The organism is Salinilacustrithrix flava, assembly GCF_041228405.1.
GTDB classification, from domain to species: domain Bacteria; phylum Actinomycetota; class Acidimicrobiia; order Acidimicrobiales; family Salinilacustritrichaceae; genus Salinilacustrithrix; species Salinilacustrithrix flava.
The window spans coordinates 244,235-269,315 of record NZ_CP133888.1; the positions used below are offsets into that span (position 1 = coordinate 244,235).

A 25,081-nucleotide genomic window follows, 5' to 3' on the forward strand; every position below is an offset into this window, starting at 1 on the left:
AGCCATCTTGCCGCACACCGCTCGGACGCTGTCGCCTCTCTACGCCACGACGAGCTCCGCGAACATGCCGTTGGCGATGTGGGGCGGGCCGCCGGGGACATCGGGCGGGCCATCATCGGACTCGGCGGCCGCATCGAGGTAGGCAGCCGGGTCGGCGCCGGTCGGGATCACGCAGACGATCGCGTAGCGGCCGGGCTCGGCCAGCGTGCCGTCGCCGACGGCCGGGATCTGCTCACCGCCCGGCGGGGCCAGGAGCACGGTGGCCGGTTCGCCGAGGGTGGGCAGCAGCTCGGCCTCCGGCAGGGTGACGAGCTCGCCGACGGCGCGGGTCTCATCGTCGGGGAGGCGGAAGGCGACCAGCTCGTGCAGCTCCACGGGGGACTCGTTGGCCAGGGACAGCCGGGTGCCGGCGGGCACCGTGGCCGGCAGGCCTTCGAAGCCGTAGTCGACGGCCGTGACCTCGATCACCTCGGTCTCGGTCGCCGCCGGTTCCACCTCCTCGAGGTCGGTGCTGGGCTCCACGGCTTCGCTGTCGTCGTCGTCACTGCAGCCGGCGAGCAGTAGCCCGAAGACCGCGGCCGCTGCGGCCGTGCGGGCGATGGCCAGCCGGGTCATCGTCCGACCTCCGCCCCGACGCCTGCGAGGGCAGGATCCGGCGGCGGTCCCAGCACCTCGATGGAGAACTGCGCGCACACCTCGGCGACGTGGGCGGGGTCGACCTCCTCGGGCTCCGGGAGGCCGGTGGCCTCCGTCGGGCGGCCGAGGGTGGCGACGAAGCGCTCGAACTGGGCCGGCGTCGACACCTGCAGCACCCGCGCCGTCTCGGAGCGGACCTGGAAGGTGTGCGGTCGGCCCCGGGGCAGCCAGACGACCGCGCCGGCCGAGTGGACGGCCTCGACGTCGCCGCACGAGAACCACACGTCACCCTCGATCAGGTAGAAGACCTCGTCCTCCACGTCGTGGCGGTGCAGCGGTGGGCCGAACCCGCGAGGGGCCAGGAACTCCATGACGGTCATGGCCCCGTCCGTGTGCTCGGCGTCGAGCTTGGCGGTGTAGAGGTTGCCGAGGAAGTGGAACCGCTGTCCCTCGTCCCGGGCGATGATGGCTGGTGATTGCACGGTCATGGGCGGAAGGTACGAAGCGCACCGGAGGGCGGGACATCCCGAGGGCGGGGGTTCTCGCATCGCAGGTGCGGGGGTCGACATCCCGCAGGTGAGGGGGTGGATCGGCATCCGGTGCAGGCGTACGGTTCACGGATGGGCAGGGCAGGGATCGAGTCCTTCACGACCGCCCGGGATCTGCTCGTGCAGGCCAGCAGCCGGGTCACCACCGGCGAGGATGCGTGCACCGAGATCGCCCGGGCGTTCGCCGAGGTGGCCCGGTGCGATGCGGCGGCCGTCATGACGACCGACCCCGAGACGCACCTCCCGGCCGGCGGGATCGTGTCCGGCTTCGACAGCTCGGCGTGCGTGCCGTTCTGGGACAACGAGCTGCTCGACCCGGACTTCAACAAGTTCAACGCCCTGGCTCGCAGCATCGACCCGGTCGCCACCCTGGCCGAGGCCACGGACGGAGACCTGGCGCGCAGCCCCCGCTACCAGAAGCTCTACGCCGCCGCGGGCGCCAGCGACGAGCTGCGGGTCGCGTTCCTCGCCGGGTCGTCCTGCCTCGCCATCGGCGCGTTCCTCCGTACCGACGGCGAGGTGTACTCCGCGACCGAGGTGCGCGACGTGCGGAACCTGCTCGTGCCGGCAGGCAACGTGCTCCGCCAGGCCCTCGGGTGCACGTCGGAGCCGCTCACCGCCCACGGCCCGGTCGTGGTGCTGATCGATGCGGACGGACGGATCCGGAGCCGGTCCGAGGGCGCCGACGAGGTCCTCGACGACCTGCGCATCCGCGTCGACGACGACCTCCCCGGCACGATCATGGTGGCGGCGGCGCGGGCCCGGTCGAACCGCTCCTCCACGCGGCTGACGACCCGGCTGCGTGGGCGGAGCGGTCGCTGGGCCCGCATCCACGTGGCCCCGATGGAGGGCGACGACGGCATCGTGTCGGTCACCGTCGACGCGGCGCGGCCCGGCGACCTCGTGCCGATCCTGCTCGACTCCTACGGCCTCACCGCGCGGGAAGCCGACATCTCGCTCCTGCTGTGCCAGGGCCTCGGCACCAAGGAGATGGCCGCCGAGCTGTCCATCTCGGTCCACACGGTGCGCGACCACCTGAAGGCCATCTTCGACAAGGCCGGCGTGAACAGCCGCGGCGAGCTCGTGGCCCAGCTGTTCTCGAACCACGTGCTGTCGCAGTTCCACCACGCCGTCGCCACCCTCTGAGGGCCCCTTCGGTGGTCCGGATCTGACCGCATCCGGTCAGATCCGGACCTGCGAAGCGTCCGGGGTCGGGCCCCAACCGCCGCCGCCGGGGGTCAGCATCCGCACGACGTCGCCGGCCTGCAACCGGAGCGTGCACTTGTCGGGCAACCGCTCGGAGCGAGCCTCGTCGCCCTGGGGCAGCAGCCAGTTCTCGCCGGTGGCACCCGGCTCCCCTCCGGCCAGACCGCGAGGCCGGCTCACCCGGCGCTCGGTGATCAGCGACACGGTGACGTCCTCGAGCACCTGCAGGTCGCGCTCGATGCCCTCACCACCCGGGGCCAGGCCGGCGCCGCCGCTCCCCCGCCGGAGCCGGTAGCGCAGGACCCGGAGCGGGAAGTGGCGCTCCAGGGCCTCGATGGGCGTGTTCTTCGTGTTGGTCAACACGGTGAAACTCCACCGCCTATGGGCCGATCCACAAACATGCCGACACGTGCAGCGATCTATGCCCGCCAATCCCGTACAGGCGAGGGCTCCGAGTCCCTGGAACTTCAGGTCGAGCGATGTCGCGAGTCCGCCGAACGACACGGTTTGGAGGTGGTGGTCGAGCTAGTCGAGCCACCTTCGACGAGCGGCTACAAGAACCGCGGTCGAGACCGCGCCCGGTTTAAACAACTCATCGATCTCACTCGGGTAGGCGACGTCGACTGTGTCGTCGTGTACAAGACCGACCGGCTCTCTCGCGGCGGCGGCCCTGGCTATGCGCCGCTGGTCGATGCGATCGAAGCGGCGGGGGGTGACCCGAATCGGTTCATCTTGGCCGACAACTCCTGGGTCGCAGAGTTCGAGTTGTCGATCCGGGCGGCGATGGACCGTGAGGCCTCGGCCTTGACCGCTGCCCGCATGGCCGACGTTCGCGGCAGAGAAGCGGCCGCCGGCAAGCCTCGGCCTGGGATCGCTCGCGGCTACGGCTACGAGCGCGACTGCGTATCCCTCATCGACGACGAGGCGGCCCGGATCAAGGAAGCGGCGTCGCGGGTGCTGGACGGCGAGAGCGTCTACTCCGTGGCCCAGGACTGGAATCGGCAGGGCGTTCCGTCTACCGGTGGCGGGCAGTGGTCGACCCACGTTCTTCGCAAGCTCCTGCGACAGCCGAGAATCGCCGGTCTTCGAGAGCACCACGGAGTCGTCGTTGCGGTGGGGCAGTGGCCAGCCATCATCAGCGTCGATGAGCACGAACGTCTCCTAGCCGTCACGGCTGCCCGGCGCCACGGACGAAAGAAGGCACCTCGTACCTACCCTCTCGTTGGCTTCCTCCGTTGCGGTCGCTGCGGCACAAACCTTCGGTCGCTCGGACGGGAGGGGGGCAAGAGGTCTTACGCGTGCCGTTCGGGCGAGGAAGACGGGTGCGGCGGCCTCCGCATCAAGGCGGAGTGGGTCGAGGACGCAGTGCGTGACTACGTCGTAGGCGTTCTCACCGACCCGCTACTCGTCGACCGGTTAGTTGCCGCCCTCCCGCTACCCGACGACTCGACGCAACGTGATGCGCTCGAGCAACTCCGTCAGCTTGAGTTGAGGCGGGATCGCATCACCGATCTTCTTGTCGATGGCTCCATCAGCAAGGCGGACGCCAAGCGCAAACGGCTCGAGGTCGACGACGCCGAAGCCGTACTTCAACGAACGCTCGCCGACAAGCCGGCCTCCCGGACCCTCACGAACTTGCCTTCGACGGCCCACGGGATGCTCGCCGCTTGGAACGAACGCGGCATCGACTACCAGCGCAGTCTCATCAACTTGATGATCGACCAGATCACAATCCACCCGGCCGGCGCGGTACGGCGCAGCTTCGACCCGGACCGCCTCAGCTGGTCCCTGCGTGTCTGACAAGCGCTCTCGCAAGGCGACCGATCGCATGTGCGTCGTCGACCGTTTCGGGCAGTCCACAGGCGAGCCGCAGAGCTCGTGCACGACCCTGACGGTCTGCCACCTCGCCGCATCCCGACTCAGGCTTGTTGTCCATGCTGGAGAGATCGGTGGACGTGCGGCGCAGTTCCATTGCCGGTCCGAGCCAAGGCCCGCTCCGAGCACGGCGACTGCACCGGTCCCTACTTCATGTCTCAAACCTTGAGACACCCGGCATTTTCCGTCGAGGCCCCCGTCTCGGGTTGCAGCGCTGCCTAACGCCGGTTCGGCGCGTCGGCGCGGTCGGAAGTCGACCTGCTCGAGTGCCGATAGGTGCGAAGCCATTACCTAGTGACAACCGTCGTCCGCTCGCCCCCGCTGACACTGGATCTCCTTCGAGCGTCCCGCGTGAGATCGACCAACTTCAGTGTCGATCGCGGTCGAAACTCGTCGGGCTCACGACGCAACTGGGTGGCGGTCGTCGGCGCCAAAGCCCGGAACGCTCGCTGGCCATCCCTAGCCGTCGCGGGCATCCCTGATCATGGCTACCAATTCGCCCACCCTGGACCGGAGATCCAATACGTCCATGGATGGTCCGATGGATACGACGGCCTTTGCAAGGTCAACCTTATTGGCTTCGTAGTGCTTCTTGGATCCCGAGCGCCGGTAGCGCCAGCGGTGTCGATAGTCGTCCGTCTCAATGATCTTCGCGGCCTTGGCGTCCAGCACTTGGAGCGCTTCCAGCACCGTCTCGGCCGGTACGTAGTTCTCAATCTCCCGGCCTTTCGTGATCCAAGCGACCCCACCATCGACATTGAACTCGTCCCGAAGTCGACCTTTGGTGGTCTCCTTGCGTATGTGTGTGCCCTTGGCACGCCGGTCGCTGTCCATCACGATCGCTGAGTGGCGGTTCAATCGCCGCAACTCGATCAACTCTCCTGACCTCAGACTGAAGTCCGAGTCTGCAGCCGACAGATGTGACGCCAGCCGCCCGCCGTAAAACATGATCGAATAGTCGATTCCCTCGACGAGAGACGGGTCGACGTGCTCAATCCAGTAGCGGATGTAGATCCTGTCTGACGGACCCTCCACCCAAACCACGGCGTTGGCCTGCAGCAGATCCGAGGGTCGATAACCGAGATCGCGGGCCGTCGACACGAGAGTCGAGTTGGTGTCTGCAGGTGCCACCGATGTCCACCCGTCCTCCAGTTGGACTTGGAAGACAGCTGCTGTCTCGAAGTCAAGAAAGTGGGCGGAATGTGTAGCGATCACATACTGATTTGACGTTGAGGAGGCGAGATAGTGAAGCAGGCGTCTTTGAAGTAGGGGATGGAGATGAATCTCCGGCTCCTCCAACAAGAACAGAGTTCGCTCGTGGGCTGTCGCCGCGGCGGCCAGTATGACCACCTCATGAACACCGGTGCCGAGGTCTTCGATATCCAACTCTCGATCGTTCATCGTGACGATCAACCGCGAAGCGTTTGAGGGCACCCTGATGTCGACATCAGGGTCTTCCAGAACGGCCCGCACGAATTCGACAAACTCGCGCCATCTCCGACGCTTCGCAGCTCGCTCTGGGCCCAGGTCCGGATCACGCAGATCAGCCAACACAGCGATCAGGCCAGCGCCGTCCCAGGCCTGCACGTCGCTCTCGCGAAGCTGACGAAATGCCGGCACGAATACCGGCTCCTCGCCAAGTTCCCGAGGGACGGCTGGGAGCAACCGCTTCTTGATCACATCCGTTGGGTTGTTGCTCAAGTAGGGACTGAATCTGGCGAGCTCACTGTCGGCGCCGAATGCCTCGCGAAGACTTTGGTCGAGTGCACTCTCGTCTGGGCTCGCCTGTCTCTGTGACCGCTCCCAGGTGCGCCACAAGCAAGCTCTTGGCCCGATTGTCGACCGTCCGAGGCCGTCGAGAAATGACAGCGCATCGTCCTCACTCAACACCGGAGACACGTGCGGCGGTAGCGGACGTTGCGAGTACTTCAGGCCAGTCGCCCACTCAACAACTTCTGGATCATCGAGACGGGTGCAGGCCGCAAAAGCGGCGGCCTCTCCTCCTGCTCCTAGCGGAGCTTCACCTCCGTCCGCCCATGCGAACCCTTGTTGTGGATTGCGCTGTAGCGCTCGCACTGTCGGCGAGTAATGGTCTCGCAGGAAGCGAAGAACGTTGGATTTCCCAACGTTGTTCCTTCCGGCGAGCACGGTGACCTTTCGCATCGGGCCGATGAACTGCAGATCACGGATGCTGCGGTAGCCGCCGATGCCGAAGCCCTCGACCAGAAGTTGTTCGTCAGTTGGATCCTCGTCCGCCACACCTTGCTCCACAGGTTGAATCACCGCTAGCCCTTACCGAGACCCTATTGCGCAACATGACCGGTGCTTGGTTCCACGCTAAGGGCCCTGAGTGACACCCATCTGCAGCGCCGTCATTCAACTGGCGCAAGACCATCCGCCAGACATCGGCGCTTCGCACGGGCGCACGAAGGCGGCCTGGATGTCCTTCGACCGGTTCATCCGTCGTCATCTGCTCTGGGCCGCTGGCGACCGGGCGGACTGGTCGGCTGCGATCAGTCCTCAGGGGTACTCGCACCCACCCATGTGCATCCAGACGGCAATGTCGATGGCTCGAAGAGGCTTCAGTTGCGGCTTGTCGGCTTTCGCGACGCCGCACCAAGACGTCACTAGGTCGCGATGGGCATCCAGGTTCGCCCGGATGGCGAGCATCGCATCGACGCTGGCACGCGCACCGCGCTCGCAGCCGAAGAAGGCCCGGACGCGCGAATCCATTATCGGTACAAGGTCTGGCGCCTTGCGGTGGAGGACCTTCGTAAGGCCAACCGACGTGATGTGAGCGCAACGGTCGGCAAGCGTCCACGCCTTCCAGAACTCTTGCCAGGGCGGCGGCCCGGTCCCCTCGGTGATGTGCGTTGCGCTGAGCTCGTCGAACTGGGCTGGTTGTTTGAACTGGGTCTCCACCGTCGATTCGATTGCGCGGTACAGGCGCCGGTAGTCGCTGTCGTTGTCAGCGAGCATCGGCTGCACGATCTTCTTTCCGGACAGCGGGTACGACAGCAGCGCGGGTGCGAGAAGTTCGACAGGCGCGAACCGTCCTGGGGTCAGGTCGATGTCGTACGCCGGCCATGCGAACGAGGAGGACTGGTCGCAGTACTCGGCGATGTGCTGTGCACCGCAGCGTTGGAGCGTCCCTAGATCACTGGCCATCCGGACGAACGTAGCTGTGCCGCAGAAGCACTTGAGCGCCGCCCGATCGGCAGCGCCAATGTGCAGGTCTCCCTCTCTAGGGCGACTTCGCAACGGCGCTTCGCGATGACGCCACAGTTCCGCGGTAATCAAGCAGCGGGCACTGGACGTTGTCTGCGTTTGCGGCGATGACACACTCGTCCTGTGGTCAAGACGGGTGCACGAGCGAATGCCTTAGCTTCGATGCTTGCGGCAGCAGGTCATCGACAAGCAGAGCAGAAGCTGCCCGCGCCGAGGCTGCCCGACCTCGCCGCCAATCTCGCCGAGCACATCAAGGACCACTTGGAAGCTCTCGGCGGCGACCGCGATGCCGCAGCCCGGCTCCGCCCCGGTTCCTGGGACCTCGCCCTCGACGGTGGATTGCTCGTCGAGTTGGACGAGGAACTGCATTTCAACCGATACCGCGGACAGATACTCCAGGCGCCCTGGGCTAGTGCACTGCCTTGGACCAAGCCCTACCTCGAGTACTGCAACCTTGAAGAGGAGCGTTGCTTGGCGGCGGCGAAGTGGGGACAGCGATGGACCAATCCATCGTGCGAGCGCATGTTCGGCGTTGCCAGCCAACCCGGTGACTTCGACGACGGCGGCGCGCCCAGGTGGAAGCAGCGCGCCCTGTACGACGCAATCAAAGACGCCTTCGCCCTGAGCCAGTCCGAGCACCGCCTGGCTCGAGTGTCGGTCCACGACATCGTTGACGGCACGACGCTGGAACAGGTGCTTCGAACTCCAACTCCTGAGCGTGGGGTGGCCGTGGCCAGGCTCGTCGCTTCACGAGTGGCCTAACCCCTCAGCCGCTCCGCACCTATCGCCCGAACCGAATGCCCGGCGCATCGCCCGGATGACCACCCGCTATCGGCGCGTTGTTGGCGGCGCTACAGCCTTGGAGCGATGTAGCGGCGCAGGTTCTGGAGGGACTCGCGTGTGTCTTCGGTGTCGTCGTGGGCGTTGCAGAACAGCGTGATGTAGCCGGCGATCTCCATCAGGTCCCACTGGAGTCGATACATGTTGAGGAGCCGGGCGTCGGCCTGTGGCCCGCCGGCCGCGGAGTAGATCGCGGTTGCCGACCCGTCGTCGGAGTCGAGATGCCAGACGTCCCGTTCTCGTGGCGCGATCAGCGCCGTGTCCCAGTCGATCAGCCGAGTGCCGTTGCCTGTCGTCAGGACGTTGGATCCGTGAGGCTCCCCATGGGTGACGACCCACTGGTCCCGGACAGCAAGCGCTGACACGACAAGGTCGTCGTACTTCTCGAACCGTTGAACCACTGTTTCGACGTTGACGCGGAGCAGCTCGCGTGCCGTTTCGGCATGAGGCCCGGTGTCCCACACCTCATCCATCCGCGTCGAGGCAGCGTCGAACTCGGTTCGATTCGAGACCTCGAAGTCCTCGAAACGACAGCGCGGTACAGACTCGAGTCCGACTTCGTGTAAGACGACGAGGTGGCCGGCGACCGTCTCTCGGGTCGTCTCCGAGTGATACTGGCCGTGGTCACCCGCGACGGCGTCCACCCAGTCGAAGCAGGCGACTGAGAATCGCTCGTCGAGGCGGTGGAGGATCTCCCCGTGTCGGCTGCGATTGGGGGCCAGCACGAAGTTGTGCCCAGCATCCGCGAGGTCTCGCGACGTCGTGAATGCGGCCTGGAGGCGGTCAAAGCTGTCTTCCAAGGGCTCTCGCGGATTTCGTCTCTTGGCGACCAGGTCGTCGACGGTGACGAAGCGCTTCCAGCCCTGCGCGGTTCCGAGCAGCCAATGGTGCGAGCCGAACCCAACCGGTGAGTACTCCGCTCTGTCGGCTTCGGCCGTCCATAGATCGGTGACGAACTCCAGGACTGTCCGATCGGAGATCGTGGCCGGCCGGGTGAACACGGACCGACGCTATGGGCCGACCACACTCTCCCGGCACCAGGTATCGCCGTAACCGATCACCGATCGCGCGAGGCTCGCTGCGCTGGAGATCGGCGCGTAGTCCTGCAGCAGCGGGGGTTCCCTCGCGTCGCAGCGGTCCTCACTCGACCTTCCGGACGTTCGTCGACAGGAAGTGGCGGGTGGCCTCCAGCTCTTCGTGCGTGCGGCTGGTGATCAAGAGGCGCACGTCGGTTGCGCCGGCGACCCGCCCGAACGGCGCGTAGCGTGCTTCGCCTCCGGGCGTGTCGTCACCCCTTTGGGCCCCGGGCCTTCACGACGAGATCGCGACCATCCGATAGCCGCAGACTGGTCACGGCCAAGAGGTGAGACACCTCGAAGAGCGTCGACGGGCGCTGCGCCGAAGGTCGTCTCGATCCAAGCGGCTACTTCCGGAGAAGCCATCGGCCTAGACCTAACCAAATGCCGCCAGCGTCGTTGTCCCGGCGAACACACCGCTCGCCCCCAGGCACCAACGCCAGGGGGCATTCGGCGGAGGTTTAGGTGCGCCTGGCGCGGATGCGGATGCCGTCGACGCTGTTGACCTTGACGGTTTCGTCGACTCCGACGAGGTGAAGGTTCTCCCCGCGAGCGGGCTTCCTGCCCTGAGCGCGACGCACACGCAGCACCTCGACGAACCCGCCGTCAGCGACAACATGGTCGCCGGGCCGCACACGTTCGGCCACACTTACCTGAGTGGTCCGGCTCTGAATCGAGTGAGGCGTCACGAGCACAGCCTGTCCACCTATGTTCCGCACTCCAGTCGTCAGTGCGATCCTTCGGTCCTCAGGGACGCCGAAGGTCAGGCCGATCTCCAATACTGCGTCAGGGAAGGACCGACGTTGAGCCTCCGCCGCCAATCGGCATAGGAGGCGTCGGACGTAGGAGCGCCTGGAGCCGTGCAGCGCTACGACGCAGCGCTCCCGAGAAACCCGGGGCTCGTGTCTCGAGTCCTGAGACGCGAACGCTTCCAAGGGCCCGAACACTTCGGCCACCGCAGCACAGGACCCAGAGCTCCGATTCAATGGGGGCACAGGGCAGGACGTGCTCGGTCATTGACTGTGCAGGCGCTCGTACCTCTTGGCGGCCGCTTCGAACTCGGCGAGGTCCGCGTCGGTCAGCAGATGCCTATTCATCTCGGTCGGCATCACTCCGGTGGTCTGAAACGCGTAGATGTACGCAGGATCGAGTCCCGCTGCGTGCATGGCCTCCACCATGGCGGTCTCGGCTTTCTCCAGTTGCATCCGCTGCGGGGTTTCCGCGTCAGGATCAAAGAGGAGTGCATCCTCCGGCCCGGGTTCTCGGCCGAACTTCGCGACGAAGGCACGGTGCTGTGCCTCTAGGGCGCCGTCGATCTCCCGGCCGGCCGGCCCCTGAGGATCCCAATGGACCGCGTGCCCGGCCAGTGATTCCGTTCGTCGGGTTCCCCAGCGCTCCTCGGCCCGACGTTGCTTCTTGCGGTTCGATGCTCGTCCCACGACTTCTCCTCTAGTTGTCGATCACGGACCGGTGTGCGCCAGTCGTGGCCGGCGTTGGCGGGTCGAACCACTGGAATGGTGGGCGTTCGTTGAGCAGGTGGCGAAGCAGCGGGTGAGGCGGATTCCAGCTGCGTGGCACTTCCCAGTCGCCCCAACTAGCGGCATCGTCGAAGCCGTCGCTGACGACGTCCCAGTCGTCGTCGGCGATGTCACAGTCGTCGTCGCCGGACAGTTCCGACGTGCGTTCCGGAAGAGTCTCGAAGAGGTCAGGCTGGTCGAGAAGGAGCTCTTGGGCCTCAGGCAGTGCGACAGCCATCAGCACTTCGTCGAAGAAACAGCCCGGCCGGTCGAACGGCAGCGTGCCGGCCTGGAGCTCGCTGGCAACCGCTGCGCATCGTTCCCTCGCGAGCGCCGCAAATGTGCGGTTTCCGTCGACCAGCATCATCGCCCGCTGGTCCAGTAACCGGAATGGGCCGACCTGATGGAGCGGCTCGTCGGGGCGCTCCAGCCATTCCTGCAGGTCGATGTCATGCCACCAGCCAAGGATGTAGATGAGGGCTGCAGCCTGGCGTGGCGTCAGGCGACCGTCGCCATCCCAGGCGTCGGCAACCTCTACGTCCCAGGACGTGGTTGTGAACACCCGCTCACACGCTGCGGCGATCTCTACCGACACCGAGGAGGCAGCTGCTTCCCAGCGTCGCCAGCTCGCCAGGCTCACCCCCGCTCGCTGAGCTGCCTCCTGTTGGGACAGTCCAACAGCTTGACGCCGATCACGATTGGGTTGCTGAGTGCTCATAGAGCGCTCAGTATGAACATCGGGCAAGCCGTGCGCAACCCCCTTGCCCCATCCGATGGTGGAGCCCTACAGACGGGCCGATGGTTGAGCCCTACAGACGGGGCGATTCGCTGTCGGGACTAGCCTCACCCGAGGCCACACCGAGCCGCCCGCCGTGGTCGTTTCTCGCTGACCGGTGAGTCCGGAAGCCGACAACGAGGGGCTGCCTGGCCGTGCGGCGTGCGCCCCGCGGAGCTTGGAATGGGCGCTCTCCGCCAACCTACAGACCCGGCCTACGGGACCGGCGCCCCGGGTGGAGACGGACTCGAGGGTGGCAAGATCGGCGTCTGCCGCTGGGCGTGGCGCCCTGATGGTCAGGCGGTGTGGCGATGGCGCCCGGCGTTGTCACGACGTGTCAGGAGTGTGAGGTGTGCTGGGTTCACGCAGGCCCGCTGGTGGCAGGTGTGGTGCACGACCATTTCCTCGGCACATCGTCGGGTAGATGGCGGGATCGGACCGTTCCACAACGTGTACGCGACCCGGTGAGCGAGCGGCTTCTTGCCTTTCCATGCGTGGATGCGGCCGTAGCCGTTGTGATCGAGTGCACCCTTCCAGACCCAACAGCCCTGATCGCGAGTCTCGACGTAGCTCAGGAAGCGGGTGAGGAAACGGAACAGCGGCTGCACGCATGCTTGATCGGCAACGGCGAACTCGAGTTCGAACTTCTGACAAGGGTCGCCCGCCCAATTCCCGAACCCGGACGCCAGCTCCCCGGAGTCATCGCCGACCTGACCCCCGCCCTGCTGCGAACGTCGGGCGGAGGACGTGGTGGGCGTCAAGCAACCGACGGGTGCGACCGTCATTGGCGACCTCGAAAGACGGCGGAGCGATCACAACGGGAATGCCCGACCAGGCACCAGCCCAGGCCGAACGTCTCAGCTGGCCTTCAGCGCCGAAGTACGCCCAATCGCCTCACAGCGGCCAACTGCGCTCGGAAGCGTCGCAGTGCCACGAACACCGAGAAACGGTTGGGACCGCTCGCCTCCCGTGCGACCCGCCGAGACGGGTCGACGGCACCGGCCGCAGGGGTGACTGTCTCAAAGTCCGAGACACCTCTCCGCCAGGCGGCGGTCGCCAATGCTTCGCAACTATCCACTCCGCACCGGTGGCTCGATCCGCGTAGGCCACAGCGAACCCATCGGAGAGTCGGCGCTGACCTTGATCCGCACCACACAGCCCATTCAGACAGCCTCCGGCGGGTCTGTCGGCTCGAGCTCGAGCGCCCACCCGAGAATGGTTGAGTCATCGTCGGCCGGCTGCTCGGTGCAGTGAACAGAGAAGCGGAGCATCAGTCGAGCGGCGGCTTCGACGGATTCGACCAACTCGTCGATCGAGTCGGTGTAGAGCATGCGAGAGATCCTGGAGCCGGATTCCGGCTCGGCGTAGCCAGCGATCACCGACAGCAACCCGGGGGTCATAGCGAAGTCGACCTCGAGGGCGCGTAGTTGTTCGAGGCTCGGTTGGTCCGTGCCAGCCTCCCAACCCCGGATCAGGAACGGCGAGGCACCGATCGCCTTCCCGACGTCCTCAACAGTCCTCGCTCCCCGGCCCTTGCGTATGGCAGCGGCGAAAGCTTGCCTCCGTGCTTCGGTCTCTGCATCTTGCGTGGTCATCCTCAAAGCTCCTTGTCCGTCCTGTCCGCCCACGGGCGTGGGCAGGGTTGGCCCATGTGGCAGGCCGTCGCTTGCTGCGCTTGGGATCGCCACGCGGACCGCTCGGTCGCCGAGGTCCGGCAAAAACCCGAGACCGGCCGATGGGTGGAAGGTCTGGCCCGGTAGCTGGTCTGGACGTTCTCGGCCGTGCTGAACGAGGCTGGGCAGAGGCGTCGTGCTGCCTGGTATGGCTCAGCCGGCGATACGTCTCGTCGCGAGGCGACCCGGCGTCTTCGATATGGCCGGCGCCCCATGGCCCGCCGACCGGGGCCACGAGTGATGGATCACGTGCGGCCCGGCCCATGGGATCGACCGGTGTCGTCGGTGGAACCCCACGCTCGATCAGTGAATCGTCGGCGTTTCGACTGTGGCCGCCTGGCGGATCAGCCGGTCGACACCCGCTGCGGCATCCAGCACCCCAACCAGGAATTTCAACTGGCGCTCGTTCGATTGCTGGATCTCTGTGCGCCGGCGGATGACGTCGATCTCGGTCTTCAGCTCTGGGAGCACCCGGGGATCCTCGAGTGCATCCAACAGCGCACCATCGGCCCTTTCGCGGATATAGGAGTTTGCGGCCTCCACGAATTCTGGGCGGCTCATCGCAAGGACTGCTGCTACGGCTTCATCAAGATCGTGGTCGTAACACTCATTGAAGCGGTCGCTGACCTCTTGGTAACGCGAGTCTGAGGGGGACATAGATACCTGACCTTCTTGGGCCGTACACATTGGGGAGCCGCTCCTCTAGGGACGGCATGTCGTTTGTTCTTCGGTGTTCGTCAAGTGAACGTACGAAGCGGTTGACCCGATGTGAAGGCCCAATCTCGCCGGAATCTCGTTTTCACAAGGAGTTAGAAATTGTCTTCGGCGGCGACCTTCCCGCGATGCCATATCGCCACGCACGGTGCTGGCACCGCGCCGGAATGTCGCGGTCGGGCGTTCGGGTCGCGTGTGATTGAGTCCGTCCTGGCGACGGATTGGATGTGACCTGCGCCGATGTCCCATCCGTCGGCGTCAGCCGACAAGACCCCGACACCGAGCACGGAGCTTGCACGATGGCACTCTCGACGCTCTCTTGGGACTGCCGGATATGACTGGCGGTGCCCTGCGCCTGTAGTGAGCAAGCACCGCACAAGACACCCCCTCCCCGGGGGGCAACCGGCCGTGGGTCACGTGGTCAGAGCGAGCACGCCCAGATGCCATGCATACGACGAAGCTCGCTGAATCTTGAGTGTTGTCTTCCCAGCAAACGGCCGTCCGATTGGCGTTGGAGAACCGAGGCGTTGCCCCAGACTGACCGACACCGATCTCACACGCCCCCTCTCTAGAGAGGGGGCGTTGTGTGATGGATCCGCCAGGATGGCCGTGACTGCTGCGTGGCGCTTTGACCTGGGTAAACGCGTCGTGCGTGGCGACCGTGGCCCTTGCGTGTCACGCAGCACCCTGATGGTGCGTGATATCTCCGTGGACCGTCGCCCGGTACACGTTCCGGCCGGTTGCGGGGTCCTTGCACTTCTCCACTCCGTCGCCGACCCGCAAGTCCAGAGCTCTGCGCATCCGCTCTATCTCCGCTTTGGTCGGGGAAGCGCCGTGCATCCGCTGGGCCAGTTGAGTCACATTCAGGGGCGCTGCGGACGCAGCCAAGAGGACATCAACGTCTAGGGAAGGAATCAACCTCGTGGTCCCTGCCTTATGGTCGTGAAGAAGCTGCAGCCGACCCACCGACTCCCCCGGCTGCTTCACATGGATCAGTTCGACGGCTTCTGATCCTGGTTCGCCCCTGATAGAGAACACGCTTCCCGCCCCTGACGTGATCCACGTTGACCCATAGCTGTCATGGATCGAGTTCGATGCGGCGGAATTCTGAGCCGCCTTCCGGTTGTGATGAAGAACAAGCACTTCGACATCCTCCGCCAACAACGTTTGAACAACATTGTTGACGGCCGCTCCCGCTTCCTCCGTGGACAACTGGAACGCCACGTCCTTCAACGAATCGATCACCACTGTCCCCGCCCCAATCGAGTGGGCCATTCGCGGTAGCGCCTCGAGGTCGGCATTGATCGGCCGGTCGAGCGGACCCCTCCAGACCATAATGCGCTCGAGGAACGGGCGATGCGACTCATCGACCAACCGTCGAAAGGACCGTTGAACTTGCTTTGGTCTGTCCGCAGCGATGTACAGCACGGGCCTCTCATCCGACACGACCGGCATCCCGAGAAACCCCGGGAGCGCACCCAGACGTCCAAGCACCAACTGTTGGGCCAGCGTGGACTTTCCGACACCGGTCTGGCCAACGATGACCAGCGACTCGCCGGACGCCCAAGCCGCCCGCCCAGGAGTACCCCAGATCGCCGCCACATCCTCCTGGTCGTCGAGGAGGAACGACGCCCCGGAGACCAGTCGCGGACTCGACCATGGCCAGCCTTGAGCGGGCTCAGCACGAGGCAGGCCTTCCAGATCTGAGGCGGAGTGGGCCGTGAGCCAATCGCTCACGTCACCCTTCGGCGGTACCCCATCGAGCTCACGAATCTCGACCGAGGCTGCGACCTTCGAGAGGCTGTCCGCCACGTCCTTGGCATGACGCCGTCCGACGTCGTCGTTATCGGGGATGACGATTACCTGCGCACCGTGAAACCAGCGAGCGAACCCGGCGTCCCACTTGCCGGCCCCGCCGCTGTTGCAGGTTGCAGCGACGCCCACGGCGCGGAGCGCATCAACGTCCTTCTCGCCTTCCACCACGTAGACCGGCAGCCCATCGCGCTGGGCTTGTAGAAGCTCTCGCAACCGGTAGGGAACCCGCTGTACATCGTTCAGCTTGTACACCCACTCTGTTCCGACCGGTCGCTTCTGCCGGAACCGCTTCGGCGCCATCCGCTCCACCACGTACAGGAGCTCGCCGTCTTCATCGAGGTACTCGTAACTCGCCACCGCCGACGTCGGGACAGCCTGCGTTCCGAACAGGTCTCGCAACTCCAGACCGAGCCTTTCGAGCACCGCTGCCGTGTCACACCCGGCGTGACAGTGCAGGAGCACGCTGCCGTCTGTGCCGGTGCTTAGGGACAGACTCGGAGTGTGGTCGTCATGGGCAGGACACGAGGCCATCCACTCTGTGCCCGATTGCTTGGCGTTGGAGCCTCGGGCAGCGAGGCGTTCGAGCACGGCGTCGAGGGCGTTAGGCGACGACATTGCCGGCCTCCTCGGACACGTCGAGGCGCTCCTGTTCGACTACAGGGACCTGCGCGGCAGTAGCGCCGAGCGGTACGGAACTGGATCCGTCAACGACGCAGAAGCGGCTGAAGACGCCGACTTCGTCGTCGCTGAGACGCCGGTGCACCGCCTGCCAGCCGGGACCTGCGACCAGACCACGACGGATTCGGCTAGCAGTCGAGCTCGCTGTGTTTGCGGACGGGTACCGGCCGACCAGAGCCCACGTGTTCGGATTGTGCCTGAGGTCTTCAAGCCGTAGACGCAGGCTCGACCGCCGCGGGCCTGGGGGCGGTGGATCGCCCCAAACGACGGTGAGGGACGCTTCGGGATGAGAGTTGTTGTGCATGACCTGAAGGACGGCAGGGACCGCGTCAGGTTCCACGTTCCCTGCGTTGGCGGTTTCCCTGCTCACCAGCGGTTTCGGCGGGCGCAGCGTGCGTTCGCCCTGGTCAGGCTGTCTCAAAACCTGAGACAACGGCACGGATTGACACCGAAGGAGCAGGCGTCGTGCCTTGTCCCGCAGCACCATGCGATGCGGCAACGCATCCCCGACTCCAGCCCGCGACCGCAGTCCATCACACCCGAGACCGCCACTCCTTGAGTAGCAGGGCCGCCTTCTGTGGGTGGCCCGCTCGCTCGAGCCAGTCCGCGACGACTTCGACGGACTTCCGTCCGATAGAGGTGACCATCAGGGACCGCACCTACCGGCGGGCCGTCGTGGTCTCCGACTGCTTCGCGCCGATCCTGGACCGTGACACCCATCGACTAGTGACCGAGCGGGACCAGCCCAGTGCCACGACAACCACTCGGAGCGCCAAGTCGTCTGCGTCGAGCATTTCCACCACGACATCCGCACCGACCACGTCCATGCCAGACCCAGAGCCGGCACCCATTGCGGAGGCTTCAGCGCCAGCACCTGCATCGGCTCCAGCGCCGCCGCCCGAACCCGCTCCGACTGCGCCACCGGTGCCGGCACCGGCTCCGGCTCCGACCGCGGCTCCACCACCGGCTCAGGTCTCGACGATGACCGAAACCATCCATCTCAACGATCCGCGGACCCGTGATCCCTCCCAGCCTTGCAAGGGCGGTGGGGGCTACGACGACCTGTACGTCGGACAGCAGATGTCGCTGACCAACGAATCGGGCTCCATCGTCGCCCTCGGCCGGATCGACAGTGCCGAGCACGTTGACGGGCGCACCGAACAGATCGGCGAAGGCACTTGCACCTTCTACAACTGCCTGTTTCACTTCATCATCCGAGAGATCCCGCAGCGTGCGTTCTACGAGGTGCATGCGGCAGGTCGTGGAGGGCCGACCTACTCCCACGGTGATCTGAACGCAGCAGGATGGCGCGTCCAGCACCACATCGGCTGATGTGTCGGCCGCTACCCGCGCCTGCTCGCCAAGCAAGGGACCCCCATCGCCTTCGTAGCCGCATGAGACGGGTGGGCCGATGGCATCGGATACGTCGATCCCCGCCTGGGACTCCAAGGAACTTGTCCACGTCGCTGGGGACTCGCCGTTGCGCCGCCGCTACCGACACTCGACCGAGCCAAGAAGCCGAAGCTAGGACCACAACACGGTCACCCAGCCATCGCCGCGCGCTGTCCACCGCAGCAAGCTTCCAGCGACTGCAAGATGAAACAGTCGTACGGTCGATGGATGAGCAGCCGTGCGGCGATCTACACCAGGATCTCCCGTGACCCAGTCGGCACCGGGTTGGGCGTCGCTCGCCAAGAAGCGGAGTGCCGGGATCTGGCGGCCCGGATCGGCGCGCAGGTCGTGCGGGTCTATGTCGATGACGACTACTCGGCGTTCTCTGGCACCCGGCGTCCGGCGTTCGAGCAGATGCTCGAGGACGTGAAAGCCGGGCTGGTCGACGTGGTCATCGCGTGGCACCCCGACCGGCTCTACCGGCGTCAGCGTGATCTGTTGCCCTTCATCGACACGGTGCAGGCCGCCGGCGTGCAGGTGGCCACGGTGGCAGCAGGGAACATGGACCTGTCGACCGCGTCGGGGCGGATGGTGGCGAGGGTGGTTGGTGCTGCTGCCGAGCACGAGTCGGAACGCAAGTCGGAGCGATTGCAGCTCAAGCATGCGGAGTTGGCGCGCCGGGGGCGGTGGGCGGGTGGGGCGACGCCGTACGGGTTCCGGTACGTGGGTGACGGAATGCTCGAGATCGAACCCGAGCAGGCGGCGATCATCCGCGAAGCGGCCGAGCGGGTCCTCCAAGGCCAGACGCTTCACTCGATCTGCAAGAACTTGAGCACCCGGCAGATCGGGACCGCCCGGGGTGGGGTGTGGCGAGTGTCCACCCTCGCCAACACGCTGACCATGCCCTCGGTGTTCGGCTTTCGAATCTGGCGAGGTGAACTGTTCCAGGGCGTGTGGCAGCCGATCCTGGATCGCGAAACCGTCGAGAGGCTGACGGTGATCATCCGGAACCCTGCACGGAAACGCACCGTGCCCTCCGGCGTCGCACTGCTCATCGGCGGCCGGCTTCGGTGCGGACGCTGCGGCCATCCCCTCGTCTCTGCATGGGCGGGGCCACGTCCTCGGGTCTACGTCTGCAAGCAGCCGCCGGATGGCCGCGGCTGCGGCTCGTTGTCCATCGTGGCCGAGAAGGTGGAGGCAACGATCAAGCAACAGGTTCTTTCCGTACTCGACAGCCCGGCACGAGAAGCCCTGATCCTGACCACAAAGTTGGACCAGGAGGCCGCCAAGAACCTCGTCTACGCCGAAGCTCTCCTGCGCGAACTGACCGGTCGATACGCCGACGGTGAACTCACGACAATGGAGTGGCGTACCTGCCGGCAGGTGCTCACGCACGACATCGAAACCGCACGCGCTGGGCTCGCGAAGGACCGAGCGTTCAATGCGCTCGCCGACCTGCCGACATCGTCGGGGGAACTGGAAGCCGCGTGGGCGACCTGGAGTCTGGAACGGCGCCGTCAGGTCGTCGACGCGGTGATCGACCACACCACGATCCGGCCGTCATCGAAATCCACCGGAGGACGGTTCGACCCCACCCGAGTCACCGACGGCATCTGCTGGATCCACCGGGACTTCGGCTCGGTCCCGCACGCGGGCTGAGAGCGCGCACTCCAGCGAGGTCCAACCCTCGGTTGCGTTCGTATTCGTCGATACGGTCGACCCATGCGCACCATCGGCAACATCTTGTGGCTGATCTTGGCCGGCGTCTGGCTCGCGATTGGCTACGCCATCGCGGGGCTGGTCCTGCTGGTCACCATCGTGGGCATTCCTTTCGGGCTCCAGTCGTTCAAGCTCGCCGGCTATTCGCTGTGGCCCTTCGGGCGGGTGGTCGTGCGTGACCCAGACGCCAGCGGGGCGCTCGGGTTGATCGGCAACGTGTTGTGGTTCGTGTTGGCCGGTTGGTGGCTCGCCCTTGCCCACGTGGCCACCGGCATCGCACTCATCATCACGATCATTGGCATCCCGCTTGGCGTGGCCAACTTCAAGTTGGCATTGCTGGCCCTCGTCCCGTTCGGAAAGACAGTTGTCCCCCTCGACGACATCGGCGGACGCGACATCTACATGCGAGGACCAGAGCCGGTCCGCTGAACCTTGCCCCACGGGAGGCGGGCGTCGTCATTGCTGCGACGACGCCGCTCATCCCTGTTCCGAGCACGGTCCCTGTCTGCGTGTTTGGACGTGGAGGACAGTGACCGAGGGAGCCGACGGACGCAGCAGACGGCCCCTATCGGAGAGCCCGGTCCGGGCGTACCGTCCATCCAGTGACCGCATCGCGGGCTGGCATCTACACACGGACGTCTCGAAGCCCGCTGGGTGACGGCGGCGGCTGCGCCCGCCAGGAAGTCGAGTGTCGCCGCCTTGCCCACGCCGCAGGGGTTGCCGTTGTCGAGGTGTACGAGGAAGGTGACGTCTCAGCCTTCGGTCTGCGTCCACGGCCGGAGTTCGCCCGCCTGCTCACCGACATCGCTTCGCACCGGATTGACATGGTCATCGCATGGCATCCGGACCGGATCTACCGTCGACAACGAGACCTGGTGCCCTTCATCGACACGGTTCAGGCTGCAGGCGCCTCGGTCGCCACCGTGGAGACCGGTGAGCTGGACCTGGCATCACCGTCAGGGCGGATGGTCGCTCGCATTGTCGGAGCACTGGCCGAGCACGAGTCGGAACGCCGAGCGGAGCGGCTGCGTTTCAAGCACGAAGAACTGGCCCGGGCTGGCAGGTGGCCGGGCGGCAAGCGCCCGTACGGGTACCGCTACGTCGGTGACGGAATGCTCCAAGTCGTCCCCGAGGAGGCTTTGATCATCCGGGAGGCCGCCGACCGGCTCATCGGCGGGGAGTCCGTGTCCTCGGTCTGCCGGGACCTCACCCGACGCGATGTCCCGACGGCCAAGGGTGGCCTCTGGTATCCCGACACGCTTGTCGGGGTACTGACGAAACCGTCGGTGTACGGGTACCGGATGCTTGGCGGCGAGCCGACCCGCGGTGTGTGGGAACCGATTCTCGACAAGGCCACGGTCGACCAGATCACCGAACTCACCGCCCGACTGCCCGATCTGGCAACCAGCGCCAAACTCCTGTGCAGCCTTCTGCGGTGCGGCCGGTGCGGGTCAACGCTCAAGTCCTCGGGCCGCAACGCCTACATGTGCAGAAGACCCCCGGAAGGGCGAGGTTGCGGGACGCTCTGGATCACCTCCAGCCGAGCCGACGCAGCCGTCCTGCTCGAGGTCTGCGAGCGACTCGGCACCGACCACCATGCCCGGACGAGCCGGGGACTCCTCGCCCGGCCATCCAGTCGATCGAAAGCGCAACCCGGCACTGGTCAGACCCTGGACGACCCCGCCACGTGGCGCGCGCCGGTCTCGATGACCGGTGATGGGAGCGACTGGACCGTCAACGAGCAGCGACTCGCTATCCGGTCCGTTGTTGACCGAATCGTCGTTCGGCCCGCTGCCCAACAAGGCGGCCGCTTCGATCCGTCTCGGGTCACCGACGGCATCGTGTGGCGGGAACCGTCGTAGACGCCCTCGGATCGGGTCAGCGCTATGTCGGAGTCAGTGATCGAGCCGAGAGCGGCGATCTACACCCGCATCTCCATCGACCACGGCGACGCTCTCGGCGTGGCCCGCCAGGAGACGGCATGCCGAGCCTTACTCGACACCATCGGCGGAACCCTCGTAGGTATCTACTGCGACAACGACCGCTCCGCCTACGCCGGAACTCGTCGACCGGCCTACGAGAACCTGCTCGTCGATGTCGCCAACGGCAAGGTCGACCTGGTCATCGCCTGGCACGCCGACCGGCTGTACCGGCGCCAACAAGATCTCATTCGCTTCGTCGACACCGTGGAAGCAGCAAAGGCCCAGGTCGCGACCGTCACGTCAGGTTTGCTCGACCTGACCACCGCCTCCGGGCGCATGGTCGCCAGAGTGGTCGGCGCCGTCGCACAGCACGAAGTGGAACAGCAGGGCCAACGGATCCGACTCAAACACGGCGAGCTCGCCCGTCTCGGGCGGTGGGGAGGCGGACCAAGACCGTACGGCTACCGGTCCACGGGCAACGGCGATCTAAAGGTCGTCCCCGAAGAGGCCGCCGTGCTCCGAGAGATCGCCGTCAGAGTCCTTCGCGGCGACACGGTGAACAACGTCAAGAAAGACCTGAACCGGCGCAACGTGCCGGCGCAGGGTGGAGGGAAATGGGGGGACAGTTCCCTGCGCCGCATCCTCACCTCCCCCACGATTTGCGGCCTCTGTGTCCGAAACGGCGCCGTTGTTGGACCAGCGAACTGGGAGCCGATCCTCGACGAAGCAACCACGGAGCTACTGACCCTCGTCCTGGCCAACGGCCCCCGGCTCGACCCCGTCAGATCCCGCAACGGTCTTTTGAATCCATGGCTCATCTCCTGTGGCCGCTGCGGAGCAAACCTGAAGTCACGGAACGTCGGCCGACGCCGGGTGTACAAGTGCTGCGGTCCACCAGGAAGCCGAGCATGTGGCCACCTCACGATCTTGGGACCGGCATCTGACGATGCGGTCCGAGCAGCAGTCCTCGACAGATTGAAGACAGGGCCACGATTGCGGGCTCCGGGCTCCGGCGTCGACCACCTGATCGCCGCCAGCAGTCCGGTGGTGCTCGACGCGAGACTTCGTCAACTCGCTGTCAACCGAGCCCAGGGCCGTCTGACCGAGGACGAATGGCAAGCCGCCCGACACCCTCTGCTGGTGTCACTCCGAGACGCCAGAGCTGCTGGCCGCGCCCCGCTTCAAAGGGCCGCCCTCGACCGAGCAGCCCAGCGCTCGACAGACCTGAAAGTTCACTGGGCTCAATTGCGCCTCGAGGACCAGCAAGATCTCGTCGAGGCTGTCGTCGACCACATCACCGTGAAGCCCGGAGGCTCGCCGGGCGGAAGGTTCGACCCGAACCGCTTGCTCGGAGGGACGACCTGGCGACGCTGACGGCCCGGTGATCCGGTCAACCAGAGGCGCCGGCGCAGATCCCGAGGCGGATGGTTCGACCCCGACCGCATCCTCGCCGGCATCACCTGGGGAGCGTGACGCCACCGACGTCCTCGCTCGAGCAGAGGCACTGCAGCATCATCGAGTAATGCCGTCTTCGTACGCACGTCTGAACGATCCGGACTGGCTGCGCCGTGAGTACCTCGAGCATGGCCGCACCGCTCGAGCCATTGCTGCTCAGGTGGGCTGCCCTCACGGTGCAGTTGACCGAGCGCTCCGCCGGTACGGCATCCGCCGACCACCGCAGCGAACCCAAGCCCGAGTCCCAACGAAGTGGCTCATGGAGCAGTACGAAGACGCTGCACGTTCGATCGCCGAGATCGCCGCCGAACTCCGCATCTCCGAAGGCGCCGTTCTCCACGCCCTACATGAGGCCGGTATCACCACGAAGTGAGCCGACTACAGGGCCGCAAGTGTTCGGCCTACCTCGGACCATCAACGCTGCCGCCCGTGACCACCTCGCCACAGATCCGTGATGGTGGCCCAAGGCTTCCCGTCCGGTTGGCCCTTGCTGGACGCGGGGGTCTCACGCGCTGCTCAACCGGAGAGGCGCCTTGTAGGTCGATCGCCCTGAATCTGCGTTCGCCACGACGTCAGAACAGCCGGGGGTCTATGGTCCTGGCAGGTGCCCGGTGGGGGTGCTGGCGGAACAAGAAGGTGGGATCATGAACCGACTTGCACGCGCCCTTGCGGCGCTAGTGCTGGCCATCACTGGCGTCGCGGGGGCAGTCGCGCTTGAGCCCCCAGCACCTGCTGCCGCGGTCGCGCCGTACTACGACGCATCCGGGCCTGAAGGCACGATCTACCGCCTCTACCGGGCCTACTTCCTACGTGAGCCCGACGCCGCCGGGTTCGCCTACTGGTACAGCGTGTTCGCGCAGGGTTACCCGCTCGACAAGATCTCCAACGACTTCGCCCGTTCCGCCGAGTTCCAGCAGCGGTACGGCAGCGTCGACGACCGCCGGTTCCTCGAGCTCGTCTATCAGAACGTCCTCAGCCGAGCCCCTGACCAGGGCGGCTACGCCTACTGGTTGGATCAGATGAACCGGGGGATGCTCCGCGGATTCGTGATGATCTACTTCTCCGACAGCGACGAGTTCCGCTCGAAGACGGCCAAGGGTGTGCCGCCCGGGCATCGCGCCGGGTCCAACGCCAAGTTGCTGCTCAACTCTCTCGCCGTCGCTCCGGAGCCGACCCGCTCCGGTTACGACCGGGACCTGTTCAAGCATTGGGACGACGAAGACCGCGACGGCTGCGACACCCGCTGTGAGGTCCTCGCGGCCGAACGTCGTAGTGACGGAACCTGGTTCTCACTGTGGGACGGCTACTCGACGCCCAACACCAGCGAATTGCACATCGACCATGTCGTCGCCCTCGCCGAAGCATGGGACTCCGGTGCCAACTCCTGGACCTCGACGCAACGGGATGGGTTCGCCGACTGGACCGTCAATCTCACGGCGGTGACTGCCAGCTCCAATCTGAGCAAGAGCGACCGCGACGCCGGCCAGTGGTTCCCGTCCCGGCCCCAGTCGAACTGCGTGTTCGCCGAACTGACCGTGATCACGAAGTACCACTGGAGGCTGGCGGTCGACACCGCGGAGAAGACCGCTCTGTCGAACATGTTGAACGGCTGCACCAAGACATCCTCGGATGCCACCAGTCCTCCTCCCACCTCACCGCCACCGACTCAGCCGCCCCCGGGTTGTAAGACCGATGGCGTCTACAGCGCAGCGAACGGCGCGTGCGTGGCCAGCTACGAAGACAGCACCGGTGACGTCGACTGCGGCCAACTTCCAGCCGCGACCAAGCCGATCCGGGTCCACAACCCGAGCAACGACCCCTACCGCCTCGACAGCGACAGCGACGGCTGGGGCTGCGAGGGCTGACCACCGAGGTCGTGTCACACGCAACGGATAACCCTCTCGTGACCGGCGGAGATCACACCGACGATTGCCTGCACTCTCTTCGGGGACGGCTCCGGCGTCGTCGCCGAACACCGGCGTGAACGTCACGTCGCCAACAGCAAGGGCGGA

General features: G+C 65.8%; 21 protein-coding genes. 9 read left to right on the top strand and 12 right to left on the bottom strand.

Translation table 11 applies throughout. From position 1 onward, the window contains the following. Nucleotides 1-39 precede the first annotated feature (39 nt). Both RGQ06_RS01225 and RGQ06_RS01230 read right to left on the bottom strand, forming a co-directional pair. Nucleotides 40-615, bottom strand: coding sequence for a hypothetical protein (locus tag RGQ06_RS01225; protein WP_432428399.1), 576 nt, complete (start codon nucleotides 613-615; stop codon nucleotides 40-42). Next, on the bottom strand, nucleotides 612-1,124 hold the full coding sequence (locus RGQ06_RS01230) for a cupin domain-containing protein (RefSeq protein ID WP_432428400.1): 513 nt from the start codon (nucleotides 1,122-1,124) through the stop codon (nucleotides 612-614). The genes RGQ06_RS01225 and RGQ06_RS01230 overlap by 4 nt, the downstream gene beginning before the upstream one ends. 132 nt (nucleotides 1,125-1,256) lie before the next feature. Between RGQ06_RS01230 and RGQ06_RS01235 the strand changes: the two genes are divergently transcribed. Then, nucleotides 1,257-2,330, top strand: a complete 1,074-nt coding sequence (locus RGQ06_RS01235) for a helix-turn-helix transcriptional regulator (RefSeq protein WP_432428401.1) — start codon at nucleotides 1,257-1,259, stop codon at nucleotides 2,328-2,330. Nucleotides 2,331-2,366: 36 nt separating this feature from the next. On the opposite strand, the gene RGQ06_RS01240 is transcribed toward RGQ06_RS01235, so the two are convergent. After that, nucleotides 2,367-2,753, bottom strand: a complete 387-nt coding sequence (locus tag RGQ06_RS01240; protein WP_432428402.1) for a hydantoinase B/oxoprolinase family protein — start codon at nucleotides 2,751-2,753, stop codon at nucleotides 2,367-2,369. A 36-nt stretch (nucleotides 2,754-2,789) separates the two neighbouring features. Between RGQ06_RS01240 and RGQ06_RS01245 the strand changes: the two genes are divergently transcribed. Further along, nucleotides 2,790-4,190 carry a recombinase family protein gene (locus RGQ06_RS01245; RefSeq protein ID WP_432428403.1) on the top strand — a complete coding sequence of 467 codons (1,401 nt, stop codon included), beginning with the start codon at nucleotides 2,790-2,792 and terminating at the stop codon, nucleotides 4,188-4,190. Between the two features lie 534 nt (nucleotides 4,191-4,724). Here RGQ06_RS01245 and RGQ06_RS01250 read toward each other — a convergent pair. Together RGQ06_RS01250 and RGQ06_RS01255 are read right to left on the bottom strand one after the other, a co-directional pair. Continuing rightward, on the bottom strand, nucleotides 4,725-6,524 hold the full coding sequence (locus tag RGQ06_RS01250; RefSeq protein ID WP_432428404.1) for an AAA family ATPase: 1,800 nt from the start codon (nucleotides 6,522-6,524) through the stop codon (nucleotides 4,725-4,727). Between the two features lie 261 nt (nucleotides 6,525-6,785). Next, nucleotides 6,786-7,433, bottom strand: coding sequence for a DUF6308 family protein (locus tag RGQ06_RS01255; RefSeq protein WP_432428405.1), 648 nt, complete (start codon nucleotides 7,431-7,433; stop codon nucleotides 6,786-6,788). A gap of 183 nt (nucleotides 7,434-7,616) precedes the next feature. On the opposite strand from RGQ06_RS01255, the gene RGQ06_RS01260 reads away from it, so the two are divergent. Continuing rightward, a complete protein-coding gene (locus RGQ06_RS01260; RefSeq protein ID WP_432428406.1) occupies nucleotides 7,617-8,255 on the top strand; it encodes a DUF7255 family protein in 639 nt (212 codons plus the stop codon). An 89-nt stretch (nucleotides 8,256-8,344) separates the two neighbouring features. Here RGQ06_RS01260 and RGQ06_RS01265 read toward each other — a convergent pair whose 3' ends face one another. The 7 genes from RGQ06_RS01265 to RGQ06_RS01295 all read right to left on the bottom strand — a co-directional run bounded on the left by RGQ06_RS01265 (nucleotide 8,345) and on the right by RGQ06_RS01295 (nucleotide 16,518). Next, nucleotides 8,345-9,334 carry a phosphotransferase gene (locus RGQ06_RS01265; RefSeq protein ID WP_432428407.1) on the bottom strand — a complete coding sequence of 330 codons (990 nt, stop codon included), beginning with the start codon at nucleotides 9,332-9,334 and terminating at the stop codon, nucleotides 8,345-8,347. A 1,088-nt stretch (nucleotides 9,335-10,422) separates the two neighbouring features. Continuing rightward, nucleotides 10,423-10,848, bottom strand: a complete 426-nt coding sequence (locus RGQ06_RS01270; RefSeq protein ID WP_432428408.1) for a hypothetical protein — start codon at nucleotides 10,846-10,848, stop codon at nucleotides 10,423-10,425. Between the two features lie 10 nt (nucleotides 10,849-10,858). Beyond that, entirely contained in the window at nucleotides 10,859-11,644 is a 786-nt protein-coding gene (locus RGQ06_RS01275) for a helix-turn-helix domain-containing protein (protein WP_432428409.1), read from the bottom strand. 353 nt (nucleotides 11,645-11,997) lie between these two features. Continuing rightward, nucleotides 11,998-12,486, bottom strand: a complete 489-nt coding sequence (locus RGQ06_RS01280; RefSeq protein WP_432428410.1) for an HNH endonuclease signature motif containing protein — start codon at nucleotides 12,484-12,486, stop codon at nucleotides 11,998-12,000. Between the two features lie 378 nt (nucleotides 12,487-12,864). Beyond that, nucleotides 12,865-13,296, bottom strand: a complete 432-nt coding sequence (locus RGQ06_RS01285; protein WP_432428411.1) for a hypothetical protein — start codon at nucleotides 13,294-13,296, stop codon at nucleotides 12,865-12,867. 381 nt (nucleotides 13,297-13,677) lie between these two features. Then, the gene (locus RGQ06_RS01290; protein WP_432428412.1) at nucleotides 13,678-13,935 is read right to left on the bottom strand and encodes a hypothetical protein; all 258 of its coding nucleotides are present in this window, start codon (nucleotides 13,933-13,935) and stop codon (nucleotides 13,678-13,680) included. 828 nt (nucleotides 13,936-14,763) lie between these two features. After that, nucleotides 14,764-16,518: an AAA family ATPase gene (locus RGQ06_RS01295; protein WP_432428413.1), complete on the bottom strand. Its 1,755-nt coding sequence runs from the start codon at nucleotides 16,516-16,518 to the stop codon at nucleotides 14,764-14,766. A 1,044-nt stretch (nucleotides 16,519-17,562) separates the two neighbouring features. On the opposite strand from RGQ06_RS01295, the gene RGQ06_RS01300 reads away from it, so the two are divergent. The 6 genes from RGQ06_RS01300 (at nucleotide 17,563) to RGQ06_RS01325 (ending at nucleotide 24,934) form a co-directional block, all read left to right on the top strand. After that, the gene (locus RGQ06_RS01300) at nucleotides 17,563-17,913 is read left to right on the top strand and encodes a hypothetical protein (protein ID WP_432428414.1); all 351 of its coding nucleotides are present in this window, start codon (nucleotides 17,563-17,565) and stop codon (nucleotides 17,911-17,913) included. Nucleotides 17,914-18,201: 288 nt separating this feature from the next. After that, nucleotides 18,202-19,632, top strand: a complete 1,431-nt coding sequence (locus RGQ06_RS01305; protein ID WP_432428415.1) for a recombinase family protein — start codon at nucleotides 18,202-18,204, stop codon at nucleotides 19,630-19,632. 63 nt (nucleotides 19,633-19,695) lie between these two features. Further along, nucleotides 19,696-20,121, top strand: coding sequence for a YccF domain-containing protein (locus tag RGQ06_RS01310; RefSeq protein WP_432428416.1), 426 nt, complete (start codon nucleotides 19,696-19,698; stop codon nucleotides 20,119-20,121). A 173-nt stretch (nucleotides 20,122-20,294) separates the two neighbouring features. Continuing rightward, complete coding sequence (locus tag RGQ06_RS01315) at nucleotides 20,295-21,554, top strand: recombinase family protein (protein ID WP_432428417.1); 1,260 nt, start codon at nucleotides 20,295-20,297, stop codon at nucleotides 21,552-21,554. A 24-nt stretch (nucleotides 21,555-21,578) separates the two neighbouring features. After that, complete coding sequence (locus RGQ06_RS01320) at nucleotides 21,579-22,988, top strand: recombinase family protein (RefSeq protein WP_432430693.1); 1,410 nt, start codon at nucleotides 21,579-21,581, stop codon at nucleotides 22,986-22,988. Between the two features lie 692 nt (nucleotides 22,989-23,680). Then, nucleotides 23,681-24,934, top strand: a complete 1,254-nt coding sequence (locus RGQ06_RS01325) for a DUF4214 domain-containing protein (protein WP_432428419.1) — start codon at nucleotides 23,681-23,683, stop codon at nucleotides 24,932-24,934. Nucleotides 24,935-25,081 lie beyond the last annotated feature (147 nt).